Raw genomic sequence first — 17,718 nt, 5'->3', positions numbered from 1 at the left:
CAAGCTCACTCCCACACTATCGGGTTTCGGCTCGAGTTCTCAATCACGCCCCAGGACTGGTGGGAGCGAGCTTGCTCGCGAAGGCATTTTCGCTCCCGATGGAGATGCGCTGAATGTACTGACGCTTTCGTGAGCAAGCTCACTCCCACACTATCGGGTTTCGGCTCGAGTTCTCAATCACGCCCCAGGACTGGTGGGAGCGAGCTTGCTCGCGAAGGCATTTTCATTACAGATGAAGATGCGGCGGATGTACCAACCTCTTCGTGAGCAAGCTCACTCCCACATGATCGGGGGCAACTCGGAATTCAGGCAGTGCCGCTGAAAGGTGTGAGTAGCTTGGTCGACTCGGAATCCAGGCCACGCCTCGAGGCTGGTGCACGGGAATGCAGAAGTCCTGCATTCACGCGTCGTCATCGCTACACTCGCGCGCTTGCCCGGGAGCCTTCATGTCCAACTTTTTCAACGACTGGCGTCAGCGCGCCACGCATCAGCAGGTGTGGGCGCTGGCCGCGCCGATGATCCTGTCGAATATCTCCGTGCCGCTGGTTTCGCTGGTGGACAGCACGGTCATCGGCCATCTGCCCCACGCCCACCAGCTCGGCGCGGTGGCGGTCGGCGGCACGCTTTACAGCTTTCTCGCCTGGGCCATGGGGTTTCTGCGCATGGGCACGACCGGCTTCGCCGCCCAGGCCGCCGGGCGCAACGACGGCGCGGCGCTGCGCCAGGTGCTGTTGCAGGGCTTGCTGCTGGCGATGGGATTTTCTGTACTGCTGGGGCTGATCGGCCTGCCCTTCCAGCACCTGGCGCTGGAAATGATGCAGCCCTCCAATGATCTCAACGACCTGACCCGCGATTTCTTCCATACCCGCTTGTTCGGCTTACCGGCCGCGCTAGCCAGTTATGCGCTGGTGGGCTGGTTCCTCGGGTTGCAAAACGCTCGAGCGCCGCTGGCGATTCTGCTGACCACCAACTTGGTCAACATCGCGCTGAATCTGTGGTTCGTCATGGGCCTGGACTGGGGCGTGGTCGGCAGCGCACGTGCGTCGGTTATCGCCGAATGGACTGGCGCCCTCCTCGGTCTCGCCCTCACCCACAGAGGTCTGCGCGCGTATCCCGGACAGCTGGCGGTGTCCGCGCTCAAGCGCTGGCAGAGCTGGCGACCGCTGCTCACGGTCAATCGCGATATCTTCATTCGCAGCCTGATCCTGCAATCGGTGTTCTTCCTGATCACCGTGCAAGGCGCTCGACTGGGCGACGCCACCGTGGCAGCCAACGCGCTGCTGCTCAATGGGCTGTTGCTGATGGCCCACGCGCTGGACGGACTGGCCCACGCCGTTGAAGCCCTCTGCGGACACGCCATCGGCGCGCGGGATCGCGAGGCGCTGCGGCGCTCGTTGAACGTCTCCGGGGGTTGGTCGCTGATCTGCAGCGTCGCTTTTGTGGGGCTGTTTCTGCTGGGCGGGCACCTGTTCGTCGAGATGCAGACCGACATCACCGCAGTGCGTGACATCGCCTTCGTTTATCTGCCCTATCTCGCCGTTCTGCCCTTTGTCGCGGTCTGGAGCTATTTGCTCGACGGCCTGTTCATCGGCGCCACCCGTGCTCGCGAGATGCGCAACGCGATGATCGTCACTGCCTTGATCACCGCACCGTTCGCCTGGCTGGCAAGCGGGTTCGGCAACCACGGGCTGTGGCTGGTGTTCTTGCTGTTCATGGCATTGAGGGCGCTGACGCTGGGATATCTGGCGTTGAAGCTCAACCGCAGCGGCGCCTGGTTCAACGGCTGACCGAGACGCTGGAGACCTGCGCCTGATCCTGGGCGTGGATAAACGCTGCAACCTCCTCCAGCACCGGCGCCAGGCTGCGTAACGGGCGGGCAAGTGCACCCACCAGCGTGCGATGACTGGTGCGAGAGAAATACACCTCGCGCACTGACACGCCCTGAGCGCGCAACCGACTGGCCATGCCCCCCGTGTTGCGTTGCGGGTTTACTTCCGTGTCGTCCACGGAAGCGATCAGCAACGCCGGCGGTGACGCTGCGCTGACATGGTTGATCGGCTGGGAGTCCGGTGGCGAATTCGGGAAGTAAAAAACCGGCTTCACCTCCGCGTCTTCGATGGGCAGAAAATCATAGGGCCCGGCCAGACCGACCCAGCCCTTGATGATGGAAGGTGTGGTGCCCGCCGCCGCCAGCCATTGCGGATCCAGGGCCAGCATCGCCGCGTTGTAAGCCCCGGCACTGTGGCCCATCACATACAACTTCGCCGGATCCCCGCCGAACTGACGAATGTGATCGCGGGTCCAGACCACTGCCTGGGCGCTGTCCTGCAGCAGCTCCTGGTAATGCACTTGCGGGTACAACCGATAATCGGCAAGTACCGCAACGATGCCCCGGGACGCCAGCGCCTCACCGACAAAGGCGTAATCACCCCGCGATCCGCTGGTCCAGCTGCCGCCATAGAAGAACACGACGACCGGCGCGTCCGGCGCTGCATCTTTGGGCGTGTAGACGTCGAGTTTATTGCGCGGGTCCGGGCCGTACGCCAGATCGGACGTTCTGCTGAACGTGCTGCTCGGGGTAAACGCGTTGAGCACCTTCAACGGCGAGCAGGCCATCAGCAAGGTCATCAGCCAGGCGGCGAGCACTGCTTTGAGCGCCAGTTTGATCATCGTTCATGCTCCCGAAACAGTGAAGGACGCCTGACTGTGCAGACAACGAAAACGGGCCACAAAGGCCCGTTTTTAGGAGTAGCTACATCATCACGACGACAGGTAGGACGACCGCGTCAGGCCCAGTCGCAAGGCATCCAGAAACTGCGTGCGTTCCCGCGGGGTGATCTTGGCGCTGGCCACTTTGTCCCGGTAATGGGTCATCAGTTCTTCCGGCGACAAGTGCACGTAGCGCAGCATGTCTTCGATGGTGTCGTGGGTTTCGATCCCAGCTGAATAGGCACTGCCATCCTGGTTCTGATAGATGTTCACCGAATCGGTGTCACCGAACAGATTGTGCATGTCGCCCAGAATTTCCTGATACGCACCGACCAGGAACACGCCCAGCAAGTAGTCCTCACCCTCGTTCAACGAGTGAACCGGCAAGCTGGTCTCGATGCTCTGCTCGTCGACGTACTGATTGATCTTGCCGTCGGAGTCGCAGGTCAGGTCTTGCAGCACAGCGCGACGCAGCGGCTCTTCGTCCAGGCGATGCAGCGGAATGATCGGCAGCACCTGATCGATCGCCCAGGTATCCGGCAGGCTCTGGAACACCGAGAAGTTGCAGATGTACTTGTCGGCCAGCTTGTCGTTGAGTTCGTCGAGCACCTGACGATGGGAACGCTGACGGGCTTTCAGCGAGTTGTGCAAACGGCGGCACACTGCGAAATAGCACTGCTCGCCCAAGGCCTTCTGCGCCAGGGTGATCTTGCCGTCGGAGTACTGGGACGCGATGTCGCTCATGTAGTGCGTGGCGCGCCAGTAGGTCTCGGTGACCATTTCGATGTCGGTCGGGCCGAGAAGGTCGATCAGCCACTGCAGGGTTTCCGGCAGGCTTTCCTTGTCGGTGATCTCCGGCACTTCGTCGTTGTGACGCTCGACGTCGGTCACCTGAATCACCAGCATGGCGTGGTGCGCAGTCAGCGAACGGCCGCTCTCCGAGAAGATGTGCGGATGCGGCAGGCCCTGCGCGTCGCAGAACTCCTTGAGCATCCCGACCACGACACCGGCGTAATCGTCCATGTCGTAGTTGATCGAACTGGCGTTGCGCGAATGCGTGCCGTCGTAGTCCACACCCAGACCGCCGCCGACATCAATGTGATCCACCGGCAGGCCGAGGTTGCGGAGCTCGCCGTAATAACGAATCGCTTCCTTGAAACCGTGCTGATAGTCGGCCAGGTTGGCGATCTGCGAGCCCATATGGAAGTGCAGCAAACGAATGCCCTGATCGAGCCCTGCCTTGGTGAAGCGCTCGACGACCGACAGCAACTGCGCGGCGGACAGCCCGAACTTGGACTTCTCGCCACCGGTGTCGGCCCATTTGCTGGAGGCCAGGGACGACAGGCGCACGCGCAAACCCACTTGCGGCGCGACCTTCAGCTCGGCGGCTTCTTCGATGACCAGTTCGACTTCGGATTCTTTCTCGATGACGATAAAGACGTTGTGGCCCAGCTTCTGCCCCATCAGGGCCAAGCGAATGAATTCGCGATCCTTGTAGCCGTTGCAGACGATGGTGCCACCCTTCGGCGCCAAAGCCAGCACGGCCATCAGCTCAGGCTTGGAGCCGGCTTCGAGGCCTATGGAAACGTTTTGCGTGGCGATGATGTTTTCCACCACCGCTTCCTGCTGGTTGACCTTGATCGGGTACAGCGCGGTGTATTTGCTCTGGTATTCCAGGCGGGCGATGTTTTCGTCGAACGCACCGGTCAACTGACGCACGCGGTCCTGCAGGATGTCAGGGAAACGCACCAGCAGTGGCAGGGACAAGCCGCTTTTGCGCAGCTGATCGACCTGCTCGTAAAGATCGATGGGCGAGCTGGTCGGCCCGTTGGGGCGAACTTCAACGCGGCCGGCTTCATTGATTGCGAAATAACCGGCCCCCCAATGACGGATCCCGTAGACACTGCGGCTGTCTGCCACGGTCCATTGGCTGCCATCGTCTTTGCGTGTGCGTCGTACGGACATCAAAGTCCCCTATAGAAAAGTCATAAAGCCCCGGCCTGACCGGCTGGGCGCAGTGTAGAGCGTGGAAATGACGGTTTGGCGCCTGCTCGCCTGTGGGGCAATAGACCCGCATTGCGCAGCAGAGTTTGCATGGATGACTGCGGCCAGACCGACGACAAAATCAACGGGCTCGAAACAGACGGCTCAACCGCCCGACTTCTTCGCCTTGAAACCCTGTTTGACCAGCTCGGCCAACAGCGTGTCGACGTGGTCACCCTGGATCTCGATCACGCCATCCTTCAGCGCGCCGCCGGTTCCACACCGTTGCTTGAGGGTCTTTGCCAGGTCCTTGAGCGCGTCTTCGGCCAGCGGAACGCCGGTGACGGTCGTGACGGTCTTGCCGCCACGGCCTTTACTTTCACGGCGCACACGGGCGATGCCATCACCTTCCGGGATGAGCGTGCTTTTGCAGGTGCAGGCGTCGACAGGCTGACGGCAGTCGGGACAATGCCGACCGGCATCGGTTGAAAATACCAGGCCACCGAGGGCGGCGAAGGATGCGGCTTTTTTGGCCACCGGCAATCCTCTTCTTGAGGAGCGAAGTCTGGCCGACGGGAGCCGACCGCGAAGCCCCACTCAGGCAGGGGCAGCGCTACCGGATCGCAAGGGCGGTCCGGCGTGAAAAGTCGCGCAGTGTAACGGCAAAAGGCGCCGATGCTAAGTGCAAATATGCGCCAATTTACGGGACATTTGCGACGCCTTCCAAATAGCGCTTCAGCGCGGCCAACGAGTCCGGGCAGTAAGGCTTTTCAGTGGTTTCGCGCAGTACTTGATCAATGCTGAGAAAGCGCGCTTCCAGCACTTCTTCCGGCTGCAGCTTCAATGGCCCGTCCCAGATCGCCGAGAACACGGCGCACCACAGGCGGTTATCCGGCTGATCGAAGAAGAACCGCTCGTGAGCCGCAAGCGCCACGCCGGAAACGCCCAGTTCTTCCTCCAGTTCGCGCGCCGCCGAGAGCTCGTAGCTTTCATCGGCCTGCACCATACCGCCCGCCGCCACATCCCAGTAGCCGGGATAAATGGCCTTGCTCAGCGTGCGTCGGTGCACACACAGCTCGCCAGCCGAATTGAACAGAAGGATATAGGTGCCGCGCCCGATGAGCCCGCGGTCACGCAGATCTGCCCTGGGTAAAGAACCGAGGGGTTGGTCATGACGATCAACCCAGGCAATCAACTCGGCATCGGAGGCCGCACGGTGGGCGGCCTCTTGATCGGAAACACTCATCGATCAGCCTTGGGACAGCAGCTGACGCAGGTCAATCACCGCCGCGTTGGCACGCGACAGGTAGTTGGCCATGACCAGCGAGTGGTTGGCGAAAATGCCGAACGGGCTGCCGTTGAGGATCATCGGGCTCCAGATCGGCTCTTGCGAGGCTTCCAGCTCACGAATGATCTGACGCACGCTGACGGTCGCGTTCTTCTTCGCCAGAACATCGGCGAAATCGACCTCGATCGCGCGCAGCAGATGCGACAGCGCCCAGGCCTGACCGCGTGCTTCGTAGAAGACGTTATCGATCTGCATCCATGGGGTTTCAACGATTTCTTCGTCAACCTGCGGCACTTCGCCCGGCTTGACCGTAACCGTGGATTGCGCCTCGGTTTTCAGGGTGCTGTTCAGTTTGACCCGACCCACACTGGCGGACAACCGCTGGGACAGAGAACCCAGTCGCGTGCCGACGTCGCCCAGCCAGTTATTCAAATTGTCGGCGCGGGTGTAGAACAGAGCGCCCTTTTGATTCGGGTCAGACAGGCGCGCCTGATAGCGGCTCAGCGCAGCGATACCGTCACGGTATTGAGACTCGCTCGAAGGCAGCACCCAGCTTTTGTTGTCGAAGTTGAACAACGGCTCGGCACGTGCCAGGTCGCCATCTTCGGCGGACTGTGACTGCGAGCGGGCGAAGTCTTTACGCAGGGCACGGCTCAGGTCGCGCACTTGGACCAGTACGCCATATTCCCAGCTCGGCATGTTGTCCATCCACAGGCCGGGCGGCGAGCGATCGTTGGAAATGTAACCGCCCGGCTTGTCCAGCAGAGTGGAGGCGACGGTTTTGAGGGTTTCGACGGTGGTGTAGCCCAGCACCATCTGCTTGCCTTCGCTTTGCGCGGCGGCCTGGGCTTGCTGCTGGACCGGAAACAGGGGCGGTTCGCTGCTCCACCAGATGCCGAGCACCACAGTGACCACCAGGTAGATACCCACCACGGCCCCGACGGCGCGACTGAACAACAGGCCGCCCCAATAACCGCGAGAACCGCGAGGCGCCTTGCCCATCGGTTTTTCGTCAACGCGTTCAGTTCCCGCGCTGCCCGAGCGCTTCTTCCAATCCAGCATGGCCTTGTCCTTTCAATCACGGAATTCACTGCTTCTGACCGCAACCTTACAGCAAGGTGCGTTTGGCAGGAATGCGATGGCAGGTGCAATTGTTGAGCAACTGAGTCGAGCGCCTTCCCGGCCGGCTTTAGCCGGGAGGAGGCGGATGCTGAGGCCATCAGGGTTACGCTTTATGGCACCTCATCCATTCTCTTACCGTCCGCAACTACGGGTGGTCTGCATGGCCTGAATCGAACCAACTGGTCCGTACACTCAAACGGGTTAAAAGCTGGAAATTTGACGGATAAAATCGTCAAAAATCACGAGAAAATGACTTGCGGCATCCTTAGCCGCAGAAAGTAGTGCTAGCATAGCGCCACCACTTATATCGGGGTTTCCCCTATAAAGAAGTCAGGACATGACCGAAGCAGAAGATCCGAGCCGCGACCGGCTCAGACACCACTTTGCCCAGCGCGTTATCCATCAGGCTCGTCAGATCCTTGAGGTGTGGCAGCGCCTGCAGCAAAGTGAATGGTCGGCAACGGACATGGCTGAACTCACCGAGGCCAACGAGCGGCTGCTGCGGTTTGCCGAACGCTTCGAGCAGGCCGAACACGTGCAACTCGCCACCGCGATTAACCTGGCATTGCTCGACGTCGAGGCCAATCGCGGTCGATTGAGCAGCGCCCTGATTACTGACCTCAACCGTCTGATGCAACGCTTGTCCCATGCAGGCCTCAGGCATGGCGACCGTCTTGAGCAAACCGCTCTGCCGCCCCTGCGCAAACCGATTTACATTGTGCTGGAGGACCATGAACGCGGCGAGCGTCTGGCCAAGCAACTGGAGTTCTTCGGTCTGAGCGCGCAGTCCCTCGCAAGCGTCGACACCTTCCACATGACGATGGCCGAGCGCTTGCCTGCCGCTGTCGTCATGGACGTCGACTTCGGTGGCGCAGGCCAGGGCCTGAAGCTCGCCACCCAGATGCAGGAAGGACTCGAGCAAAAACTCCCGCTGCTGTTTTTCAGCCATCACGAGACGGACACGCCCACGCGCCTCGCCGCCGTGCGCGCCGGTGGAGAGGAATTCCTGACCGGCACGCTCGAAGCGTCAAGCTTGCTGGAGAAGATCGAAATCCTGACCCGAGTCGCGCAGTACGAACCCTACAAGGTGCTGATCATCGACGATTCGCGCGCACAGGCGAAGCACACCGAACGCTTGCTGAACGGGGCCGGAATCGTCACCCGTACCCTGCTCGACCCCATCAAGACCATGGCTGAGCTGGCCGAATTTCAGCCTGACCTGATCATCCTCGACATGTACATGCCCGGCTGCACCGGCACCGAGCTGGCCAAAGTGATCCGCCACAATGATCGCTACGTCAGCGTCCCGATCATCTACCTCTCGGCTGAAGACGATCTGGATAAACAGCTGGACGCGATGAGCGAAGGCGGCGATGACTTTCTCACCAAACCCATCAAGCCTCGCCACCTGATCACCACCGTGCGCAATCGCGCGGCACGGGCGCGCAACCTCAAGGCGCGCATGATCCGCGACAGCCTGACCGGCCTGTATAACCACACGCACATCCTGCAATTGCTCGAAGATTGCAGCTTCCGCTCGCGACGAGAGAACAAGCCGCTGAGCTTCGCGATGCTGGACATCGACCATTTCAAGAAGGTCAACGACAGCCACGGCCACCCCATGGGCGACCGCGTGATCAAAAGCCTGGCGCTGTTCCTCAAGCAAAGACTGCGCAAGACCGACTACATCGGTCGCTATGGCGGTGAGGAGTTCGCCGTGGTCATGCCGGACACTGATCTCGCAGCGGCCCACGGCGTGCTAGACGAAATTCGCCAGCGCTTCGCCGAAATCCATTACCCCGCGGAGCCTGTGGACCTGTTCTGCACATTCAGCGCTGGGGTGGTAGAGATCACCGAGGACGACGACGCGCTGATGATGGCCTCGCAAGCAGACGAAGCGCTGTACCGCGCAAAAAAGGCAGGCCGCAACCAAGTGCACGGGCTAGAAGTACATGCAGCAGTGTCGCGCCACAGCAAACACACCCAGCCGGACAGCGTTTGACAGGTTGCGTCCTGCATCATTTTCAGACCGAAGTTCAGACCGAAGAACTCTAGCCCTCCCTGCACGCCCGCAGCCACTCCGCTATCATGCGCGGACTTCTGTGATGCGAGACCGCCATGCGCCGCCTGCTTTGTCTGTTACTGCTGATCTGTGCCCTGCCCGCCGTCGGCGCGAGCTTTCTGGAGAACAGATCGAGCACCACACTGGGCGGCGCAGCTGTCGACAACAGCAAGGATTTTCTGCCGGTGCGTCAGGCGTTTCAGTTGAACCTGAGCGACACCAGCCCAGAGTCCGTCAAGCTGCAGTTCGTCGCCACTGAAGGCTATTACCTGTATCGCCATCGCTTTCAGTTCCGCACCGAGCCCGCCGACATCGGCCTCGGCGCCGCGCAACTGCCAGACGGCGAAAAGAAGCACGATGAGTACTTTGGCGACGTTGAGGTCTATCACGGCATCCTCGACGTCACCCTGCCGCGCAAAACCGGAGACACGCGGCCCTTCACCCTTGTCGTCACCTATCAGGGCTGCGCGGACAAGGGCCTTTGCTACCCGCCGGAAACCGAGCGACTGAGCATCGGCGGCGCGGGCCCTGCAGCGTCCGATACCCCCCTTGCCGGGAATGTCACCCACGCCGAGTTCAGCTGGAAACAACTGGCGCTGTTTTTCCTCGCCGGCGTCGGCCTGACGTTCACGCCGTGCGTATTGCCGATGCTGCCGATCCTCTCCGGCGTGGTCCTGCGCGGGCAGATCGGCGGGTTGCGCGGGTTCTCTTTGGCCTTGGCCTACGTGCTGCCGATGGCGCTCTGCTTCGCGATCCTTGGCGCAGTGATGGGCATGTTCGGCGCCAGCCTCAATCTGCAGGCGCGATTGCAATCGGCGTGGGTGCTCGTGCCGTTCGCCGGTTTTTTCGCGCTGTTCGCCGTGGCCATGTTCGGTGCGTTCGAGCTGCGCCTGCCCCGCGCGCTCAATGACCGACTGGACCGCATCGCCGGCAATACCCAGGTCGGGTCTTTGTGGGGCGCGGCGGTTCTGGGCGTGGTTTCAAGCCTGCTGGTCTCGCCCTGTGTCTCGGCACCACTGGCCGGCGCGCTGCTTTATATAAGCGCCAGCGGCGATGCCCTGGGCGGGGCCTTGAAGCTGTTGGCTCTGGGCCTGGGCATGGGCGCGCCGCTGGTGCTGGTGGCGACGGGCGGGGCGGCGTGGCTGCCTAAAAGCGGGCCGTGGCTGGTGGCGGTCAAAAATGCCATCGGCGTGCTGTTGCTGGCCCTGGCCATCGGCTTGCTGAGCCGGGTGATTCCGGGGCAAGCCACGTTGCTGTTGATCGGGCTGCTGTGGGCCGGCGTCGCGATCTTTATGGGTGCGCTGGAGTTCGGCGAAAAGACCACGCGGGGCCGCCTCGCTCAATTGCTTGGCTTGTTCTTGCTGGTTTACGCCCTTGCCTGCTGGTACGGCGCTTTCAGCGGGCAGACCGATCCGCTGCGTCCGCTGGGTCAATCCCGGCTCGATTCGGGCCCTGCCCAACCGGCCTCGGAAAGCCGCTGGCAGACCGTGACCCAGGCCAGCGAGCTGGACCGGATCCTTGAAGCGTCCAAAAGCGCCGGCCAACCCGTGCTGGTCGACTGGTACGCCGACTGGTGCATCAGCTGCAAGGTTATCGAGCATGAGGTTCTGCCAGATCCAAAAGTCGTCAGCCAACTGGGGGCCTTCAAGCTGATCCGCTTCGACATGACGGACAGTAATGCCGAGCAACGCGCATTGCTCGATCGCTACAAACTGTTTGGCCCTCCCGCGCTGCTGTTTTTCGGAAAAAACGGCAATGAGCTGGAAAACGCACGTGTCGTCGGCGAAATCGACGTCGAAGCGTTCTCAGAGCGGCTTTCTAGAGCAAATGACCAAATCTAGCGCCATGGTCACAAACTTCGCGCGAACATCGGGCATCGTGCTGAATATTGTGGGTAACTGGACAGTCCATCGTACTTTCCGGCATAGTCGCTGCCCATCAGCGGCTCACTCTGTACGTGAGCGTCGAAAACGCGGACAACAAGGAACACTCGATGGCGACCTTTCTGGTTCTTCACGGACCTAACCTGAACCTGCTGGGGACCCGTGAACCGGGGATCTATGGCTCGATCACGTTGGCCGATATCAACCAGGATCTGGAACAGCGTGCGCGCAAAGCCGGTCACCACCTGATGTACCTGCAGAGCAACGCTGAGTACGAGCTGATCGATCGCATCCACGCTGCACGCGATGAAGGCGTGGACTTCATTCTGATCAATCCGGCTGCTTTTACGCACACAAGCGTCGCGATACGTGACGCGCTGCTGGGAGTGAGCATCCCATTCATCGAAGTGCACCTGTCAAACGTGCACAAGCGCGAACCTTTCCGCCATCACTCCTACTTTTCAGATGTTGCTGTAGGCGTGATCTGCGGCCTTGGCGCCAGCGGTTACCGACTGGCCCTGGAGGCCGCCCTGGAACAATTGGCCAAGCGTTCGGAGGCGTGAACGGCACAGTCCCGTACTGAGCCAGACCGCCGGAACCGGCTACCAAATCCCCCTGACCGTCCCTTGGGAGTTGATGATTAATGGATATCCGTAAAGTCAAGAAACTGATCGAACTGCTGGAAGAGTCCGGCATCGACGAACTGGAGATCCGTGAAGGCGAAGAATCCGTACGGATCAGCCGTCACAGCAAGACTCCAGCACAGCAGTACTACGCGCCTGCCCCGGTTGCCGCTCCGGCACCTGCCCCGGCTGCAGCCCCAGTGGCCGCAGCCGCCGAAGCACCCTCTGCTCCGAAGCTCAACGGCACTGTCGTCAAATCGCCAATGGTCGGCACCTTCTACCGCACTCCGGCGCCTGGCTCGCCAGCGTTCGTTGAAGTCGGCAAGACCGTCAAGAAAGGCGACACCATCTGCATCGTTGAAGCGATGAAAATGATGAACCACATCGAAGCTGAAGTCAGCGGCACGATCGAATCCATCCTGGTAGAAAACGGTCAGCCGGTTGAGTATGACCAGCCGCTGTTCACCATCGTTTGAACCGGGGAGAGCCTGCGATGTTGGAAAAAGTCCTGATCGCCAACCGCGGCGAAATCGCCTTGCGCATCTTGCGTGCCTGTAAAGAACTGGGCATCAAGACCGTCGCGGTCCATTCCACGGCAGACCGTGAGCTGATGCACCTTGGCCTGGCAGACGAAACTGTCTGTATCGGCCCGGCGCCAGCCAACCTGTCGTACCTGAACATTCCGGCCATTATTTCGGCTGCAGAGCTGACCGGCGCCACGGCGATTCACCCGGGCTACGGTTTCCTCGCGGAAAACGCAGACTTTGCCGAACAGGTCGAGAAATCCGGCTTCGCGTTCATCGGCCCTAAAGCCGAAACCATTCGCCTGATGGGCGACAAGGTTTCCGCCAAAGACGCCATGAAGCTTGCCAACGTGCCAACCGTTCCCGGTTCAGACGGCCCGCTGCCGGAAGACGAAGAGATCGCGCTGCGCATTGGCCGTGAAGTCGGCTACCCAGTGATCATCAAGGCCGCTGGCGGCGGTGGTGGTCGCGGCATGCGCGTGGTGCACAAGGAAGAAGACTTGATCGAAGCGGCCAAGCAGACCCGTGCTGAGGCGGCTGCGTGGTTCAGCAACCCGATGGTCTATCTCGAGAAGTACCTGACCAATCCACGTCACGTGGAAGTCCAGGTCATTTCCGACGGTCAGGGCCAGGCGATCCATCTGGGCGACCGCGACTGTTCGCTGCAGCGTCGTCACCAGAAGGTTCTGGAAGAAGCGCCTGCACCGTTCATCGACGAGCAAGCCCGCAAGGACGTGTTCGCGGCCTGTGTCAAAGCGTGCATCGACATCGGCTACCGTGGTGCTGGCACGTTCGAGTTCCTTTACGAGAACGGCCGTTTCTACTTCATCGAAATGAACACCCGTGTTCAGGTGGAGCACCCGGTTTCGGAAATGGTCACCGGTATCGACATCGTCAAGGAGATGCTCAGCATCGCCGCCGGCAACAAACTGTCGTACACCCAGGATGACGTGGTCATTACCGGGCATTCGCTGGAGTGCCGGATCAACGCAGAGGATCCGAAGACTTTTGTCCCGAGTCCGGGCCTGGTCAAGCACTTCCACGCGCCAGGCGGTAATGGCGTGCGTGTGGATTCGCACCTGTACAGCGGCTACAAGGTTCCGTCCAACTACGACTCGTTGATCGGCAAGCTGATCACCTGGGGCGCGACCCGCGAAGAAGCCATGGCGCGCATGCGTAACGCCCTGGATGAAATCGTGGTTGACGGGATCAAGACCAACATCCCGCTGCACCGTGATCTGACCCGTGATGAAGGCTTCTGCGAAGGCGGCGTCAACATCCACTACCTGGAACACAAACTGGCCGCTGACAAGCATTGATCTGCCAGTAAGTGCTACAGACCAACAAAGCCGCTCTCGAGCGGCTTTGTTGTTTTCGGGGCGTGCGATCTGGTTGTGGGGTGCGGCATTCAGTGGGACCGGCTTTAGCCGGGAAGAGGCCGGTCCGATCGCCATCAGGGTTGCGGTGTGAACACGGACGCCACAGATCGCGACACCCACTTTGTTGTTTCCCCACGAACCCCGTAAACTTGCCGGTCTTTCGTGGCCGTCGGCCGCATTTCAATTTTTCAACTCGAAGGTCACCCGCCATGCCTTGGCTGCAAGTCCGTCTCGCCATTAGCCCCGAACAAGCCGAAACCTACGAAGACGCCCTGCTCGAAGTCGGCGCCGTATCGGTGACGTTCATGGACGCTGAAGACCAGCCGATCTTCGAGCCAGAGCTGAACACCACGCCGCTGTGGTCGCACACGCACCTGCTGGCGCTGTTCGAAGCCGACACCGATGCCGATCACGTCCTCGCTCACCTGAGATTGCTCACCGACGCCGAGCTGCCGGAACACACCCATGAAGTGATCGAAGATCAGGACTGGGAACGCAGCTGGATGGACAACTTCAACCCGATGCGCTTCGGCCAGCGGTTGTGGATCGTGCCGAGCTGGCACGCCGCACCGGAGCCGGACGCCGTCAATCTGTTGCTCGACCCGGGCCTCGCATTCGGCACGGGTACTCATCCGACCACCGCGCTGTGCCTCGAGTGGCTCGACGGCCAGGACCTCGCCGGCTGCAACGTGCTGGACTTCGGCTGCGGCTCCGGCATTCTCGCCATCGCCGCACTGCTGCTGGGCGCTGAACAAGCCGTCGGCACCGACATCGACGTCCAGGCCCTGGAAGCGTCGCGCGACAATGCCGGCCGCAACAATGTCCCGGCCGAGAAATTCCCGCTGTATTTGCCTGAAGACCTGCCCCAGGTGCCGGCCGATGTGCTGGTGGCCAACATCCTCGCGGGCCCGCTGGTTGCTCTGGCGCCGCAGCTGGCGAGCCTGGTCAAACCCGGTGGCCGTCTGGCGCTGTCCGGTATCCTTGCCGAGCAAGGCGATGAAGTCGCTGCCGCGTACGCTGACACCTTCGAGCTGGACCCGATCGCCAACCGCGAGGGCTGGGTGCGGATCACCGGTCGTCGCCGCTGACAGCCAGTTGCCCTAAGATCCAACCATCAGGCGCTCTTTAACCCCGGATACCCGCATGACCGACAGCTTCGTCACTCAGTGCCCGCATTGCCAGACCAGTTTCCGCGTCAGTCACGCCCAGTTGAGCGTGGCCCGAGGCATGGTGCGCTGCGGCTCATGCCTGCAGGTGTTCAACGCCGCGAAGCAACTGCTGGAACAACGCGCCGATGCAACGCCGGAAACGCCCTCGCCTTCCGCGCCGAACATCGAAAGCGTGGAGAAGACGCCGGAAATCCTCGCGCCACAATCCCTCGTCGTGACACAGCCAGCGCCGTTGCCGGTCAAGCGTGAAGAGCGTGGGGTGGACCTGGACAGCCTTGATCTGGACGATCTCGATGTCGAGCTGGCCCGTCTCGAACAGCGCGAGATTCAGCTGCCCGAGTCTTTCGGGCGTGTCAGCAAGGCGCGCGATCACGACGAAGTCGAGTCCTTCAGCGCCCGACGCGATGAGCCTGACGTCGCGCAGGAGTCGTGGGCCCACGGCATGAGTCACGAGGATGTCGACCGATTGCCCGAGCTGCGCGCCGAAGTCGTCGAGGAACGCGAAGCGCATACCGACCACTCGATAGACGAAGGCCCGCTGGACGAGCCCATCAATCAGCAGGAACGCCATCGCACCGAGCCTTCATTCTCGCTGAGCCCGGACGATCTGGGCGACGAACCCGATCACCCCCACTCGCTCAAGCCTCACGCCGACCCCGACGATGAGCCGTCCTCGGAACGCTTCTCCGCTCTGGACACCCACGAGCATCAGGATCGCCTCAGCGCCCGTGACGATGATGATGGCGACGATGAGCCTCCGCACGCCGCTGCCGACAAGCGTGGCGGCCGCAACGAACCGGGCCTGCGGGACAGGGCGCTGGTCGACCTGACGGATGACCCGCTGCAGTTGTCCTGGCAGAAACCCAAGCCACGCTGGGGACGGCGTCTGCTGTGGATGCTATTGATCCTGGTTGGGCTGGGCGCACTGGCCGGCCAATACATTGCGTACCACTTCGAAGAGCTGGCGCGACAGGATCAATACCGCCCCATTTTTATGGAGCTGTGCCCGTCCCTCGGCTGCAAGGTCCCGTCCAAGGTTGATATCAAACTGCTCAAGAGCAGCAACCTTGTCGTGCGCAGCCACCCCGAGTTTCAGGGCGCGCTGGTCGTCGACGCGATCATCTATAACCGTGCGTCATTCTCCCAGCCGTTCCCGCTGCTCGAACTACGCTTTGCCGATGCGACGGGTCAACTCATCGCCAGCCGTCGATTCAAACCGGGCGAGTACCTGAGCGGCGAGCTGGCGGGCAAGGACGAAATGCCACCCCAGACGCCGATTCACATCGCACTGGACGTCCTCGACCCGGGCCCCAAGGCGGCGAACTACAGCCTGAGCTTCCGTTCGCCGGAGTGAAAACCCGGGCGTGGCGGGTTTGTCCGCACCGAAATGCAGCACCTTACAAGGGACGGGATGCCCGAAATCCGACGACACTTTTATGACAATCCCGGCCTAAACCTAACCGTTCGCGTTAAGAACGGAACTGTTCAGATTTTATCCAATTCAGCCTTTATCCAGTCATCGAGAGCGGGTATCATGCCCACCCTTTTTCATACTCTGGGTCCCGTCTGAATTGGCGCTGAAGCACTTTTCGGACCAGACCTCGTGATTCGGCCCCACAACAGGTCACCCTATGTCGGCGGTACGCATCGGCCCTTACACATTGCAAAACGGCTTGATTCTCGCCCCGATGGCGGGTGTCACCGACCAGCCCTTCCGACAACTCTGTCGCCAGCTCGGCGCAGGCCTGGTGGTCTCGGAAATGGTCACCAGCGACATGAGCCTCTGGAACAGCCGCAAGTCGCGGTTGCGCATGATTCACGAAGGCGATCCCGAGCCACGCTCGGTACAGATCGCTGGCGGGGACCCGCAGATGCTTGCGGACGCAGCACGCGCCAACGTCGAACTCGGCGCGCAGATCATCGACATCAACATGGGTTGCCCGGCAAAAAAGGTCTGCAACAAGGCCGCTGGCTCAGCGTTGTTGAAAGATGAACAGTTAGTGACCGAAATCCTGCACGCGGTGGTCGCGGCAGTCGAGGTACCGGTCACGCTGAAGATTCGCACCGGCTGGGACCGGGCGAACAAGAATGGTCTGACCGTCGCCAGAATTGCCGAACAAGCCGGCATTCAGGCGCTGGCGGTGCACGGGCGAACCCGTGCCGATCTCTACACCGGTGAAGCCGAGTACGACACCATCGCCGCCATCAAGCAGGCGGTGTCCATCCCGGTGTTTGCCAACGGCGACATCGATTCACCGGAAAAGGCCCGCTACGTCCTCGACGCAACCGGCGCCGACGGGCTGTTGATTGGCCGGGCCGCCCAGGGGCGCCCATGGATTTTTCGCGAGATAGAACACTACCTGCAGACCGGGGAAAAACTTCCAGGCCTGCCCGTCAGTGAAGTGGAACGCATTCTGCTAGAGCATCTGGCTGCGCTTCACACCTTCTATGGCGACGTGATGGGCGTGCGAATCGCCCGTAAACACGTCGGCTGGTACCTCGCAACGTTGCCGGGCGCCAAGGAGTTTCGCGCCCTTTTCAACCGTTTGGAAGATACAGAAGCACAGTGCGCCAACGTTCGGGAGTTCTTTTCCCAGCGCGATAAATCCCTCCCAGCAGGGAACGAAGAAGAGGTGGCCGCATGACGATGATGACTGAGACTTTAGTGAGTGGAACAACACCCGTGAGCGACAACGTCAATTTGAAACAACACCTCAATACGCCGAGCGAAGAGGGTCAGACCCTGCGCGGAAGCGTCGAGAAGGCGTTGCACAACTACTTCGCTCATCTGGAAGGTGCGGCCGTCACTGATGTCTACAACCTGGTGCTCTCGGAAGTCGAGGCGCCGTTGCTCGAGTGCGTGATGAACTACGTCAAGGGCAACCAGACCAAGGCCTCCGAGATGCTGGGGCTGAATCGCGGCACCCTGCGCAAGAAACTCAAGCAGTACGACCTGCTGTAAGCATCCGAAAAACA

General features: G+C 61.1%; 15 protein-coding genes. 10 read left to right on the top strand and 5 right to left on the bottom strand.

The window, feature by feature from the left end; genetic code table 11:
• Positions 1 to 446 precede the first annotated feature (446 nt).
• Entirely contained in the window at positions 447 to 1,787 is a 1,341-nt protein-coding gene (locus tag QWI18_RS14620; protein WP_369319132.1) for an MATE family efflux transporter, read from the top strand.
• Here the strand turns inward: QWI18_RS14620 and QWI18_RS14615 are convergent.
• The 5 genes from QWI18_RS14615 to QWI18_RS14595 all read right to left on the bottom strand — a co-directional run bounded on the left by QWI18_RS14615 (position 1,777) and on the right by QWI18_RS14595 (position 7,042).
• Positions 1,777 to 2,670: an alpha/beta hydrolase gene (locus tag QWI18_RS14615; protein ID WP_192133216.1), complete on the bottom strand. Its 894-nt coding sequence runs from the start codon at positions 2,668 to 2,670 to the stop codon at positions 1,777 to 1,779. The two genes, QWI18_RS14620 and QWI18_RS14615, sit on opposite strands and share 11 nt — an antisense overlap.
• A 90-nt stretch (positions 2,671 to 2,760) precedes the next feature.
• Positions 2,761 to 4,674 (bottom strand): arginine decarboxylase, encoded by a 1,914-nt coding sequence (gene speA, locus QWI18_RS14610; RefSeq protein WP_065987722.1) that lies wholly within the window; start codon positions 4,672 to 4,674, stop codon positions 2,761 to 2,763.
• 183 nt (positions 4,675 to 4,857) lie between these two features.
• Positions 4,858 to 5,229, bottom strand: coding sequence for a translation initiation factor Sui1 (locus QWI18_RS14605; RefSeq protein ID WP_065987874.1), 372 nt, complete (start codon positions 5,227 to 5,229; stop codon positions 4,858 to 4,860).
• A 163-nt stretch (positions 5,230 to 5,392) separates the two neighbouring features.
• Positions 5,393 to 5,938, bottom strand: a complete 546-nt coding sequence (locus QWI18_RS14600) for an NUDIX hydrolase (protein WP_192133218.1) — start codon at positions 5,936 to 5,938, stop codon at positions 5,393 to 5,395.
• A 3-nt stretch (positions 5,939 to 5,941) separates the two neighbouring features.
• Complete coding sequence (locus tag QWI18_RS14595) at positions 5,942 to 7,042, bottom strand: DUF2333 family protein (RefSeq protein WP_192173430.1); 1,101 nt, start codon at positions 7,040 to 7,042, stop codon at positions 5,942 to 5,944.
• Positions 7,043 to 7,439: 397 nt separating this feature from the next.
• Here QWI18_RS14595 and QWI18_RS14590 point away from each other — a divergent pair, with 397 nt between their 5' ends.
• The 9 genes from QWI18_RS14590 (at position 7,440) to fis (ending at position 17,704) form a co-directional block, all read left to right on the top strand.
• On the top strand, positions 7,440 to 9,104 hold the full coding sequence (locus tag QWI18_RS14590) for a diguanylate cyclase (RefSeq protein ID WP_369319131.1): 1,665 nt from the start codon (positions 7,440 to 7,442) through the stop codon (positions 9,102 to 9,104).
• A gap of 116 nt (positions 9,105 to 9,220) precedes the next feature.
• Positions 9,221 to 11,005, top strand: a complete 1,785-nt coding sequence (locus QWI18_RS14585) for a protein-disulfide reductase DsbD (RefSeq protein ID WP_369319130.1) — start codon at positions 9,221 to 9,223, stop codon at positions 11,003 to 11,005.
• A gap of 152 nt (positions 11,006 to 11,157) precedes the next feature.
• The gene (gene aroQ, locus QWI18_RS14580) at positions 11,158 to 11,610 is read left to right on the top strand and encodes a type II 3-dehydroquinate dehydratase (protein ID WP_369319129.1); all 453 of its coding nucleotides are present in this window, start codon (positions 11,158 to 11,160) and stop codon (positions 11,608 to 11,610) included.
• A gap of 80 nt (positions 11,611 to 11,690) precedes the next feature.
• Positions 11,691 to 12,146, top strand: a complete 456-nt coding sequence (accB, locus tag QWI18_RS14575) for an acetyl-CoA carboxylase biotin carboxyl carrier protein (protein ID WP_065987727.1) — start codon at positions 11,691 to 11,693, stop codon at positions 12,144 to 12,146.
• A gap of 17 nt (positions 12,147 to 12,163) precedes the next feature.
• Complete coding sequence (accC, locus tag QWI18_RS14570; protein ID WP_065987728.1) at positions 12,164 to 13,513, top strand: acetyl-CoA carboxylase biotin carboxylase subunit; 1,350 nt, start codon at positions 12,164 to 12,166, stop codon at positions 13,511 to 13,513.
• Between the two features lie 269 nt (positions 13,514 to 13,782).
• Positions 13,783 to 14,661 carry a 50S ribosomal protein L11 methyltransferase gene (gene prmA, locus QWI18_RS14565; protein WP_065987729.1) on the top strand — a complete coding sequence of 293 codons (879 nt, stop codon included), beginning with the start codon at positions 13,783 to 13,785 and terminating at the stop codon, positions 14,659 to 14,661.
• Between the two features lie 55 nt (positions 14,662 to 14,716).
• Positions 14,717 to 16,096 (top strand): DUF3426 domain-containing protein, encoded by a 1,380-nt coding sequence (locus QWI18_RS14560; protein ID WP_369319128.1) that lies wholly within the window; start codon positions 14,717 to 14,719, stop codon positions 16,094 to 16,096.
• A 277-nt stretch (positions 16,097 to 16,373) separates the two neighbouring features.
• A complete protein-coding gene (gene dusB, locus QWI18_RS14555) occupies positions 16,374 to 17,387 on the top strand; it encodes a tRNA dihydrouridine synthase DusB (protein WP_369319127.1) in 1,014 nt (337 codons plus the stop codon).
• Positions 17,384 to 17,704 carry a DNA-binding transcriptional regulator Fis gene (gene fis, locus QWI18_RS14550; protein WP_015093301.1) on the top strand — a complete coding sequence of 107 codons (321 nt, stop codon included), beginning with the start codon at positions 17,384 to 17,386 and terminating at the stop codon, positions 17,702 to 17,704. The genes dusB and fis overlap by 4 nt, the downstream gene beginning before the upstream one ends.
• Positions 17,705 to 17,718: the final 14 nt, after the last annotated feature.

Origin of the sequence: Pseudomonas sp. W2Oct36 (assembly GCF_041060465.1) — a bacterium.
GTDB classification, from domain to species: Bacteria; Pseudomonadota; Gammaproteobacteria; order Pseudomonadales; family Pseudomonadaceae; genus Aquipseudomonas; species Aquipseudomonas graminis_B.
Note: the sequence above shows the minus strand (reverse complement) of the source record. Positions and strands in the feature narration are given on the sequence as shown.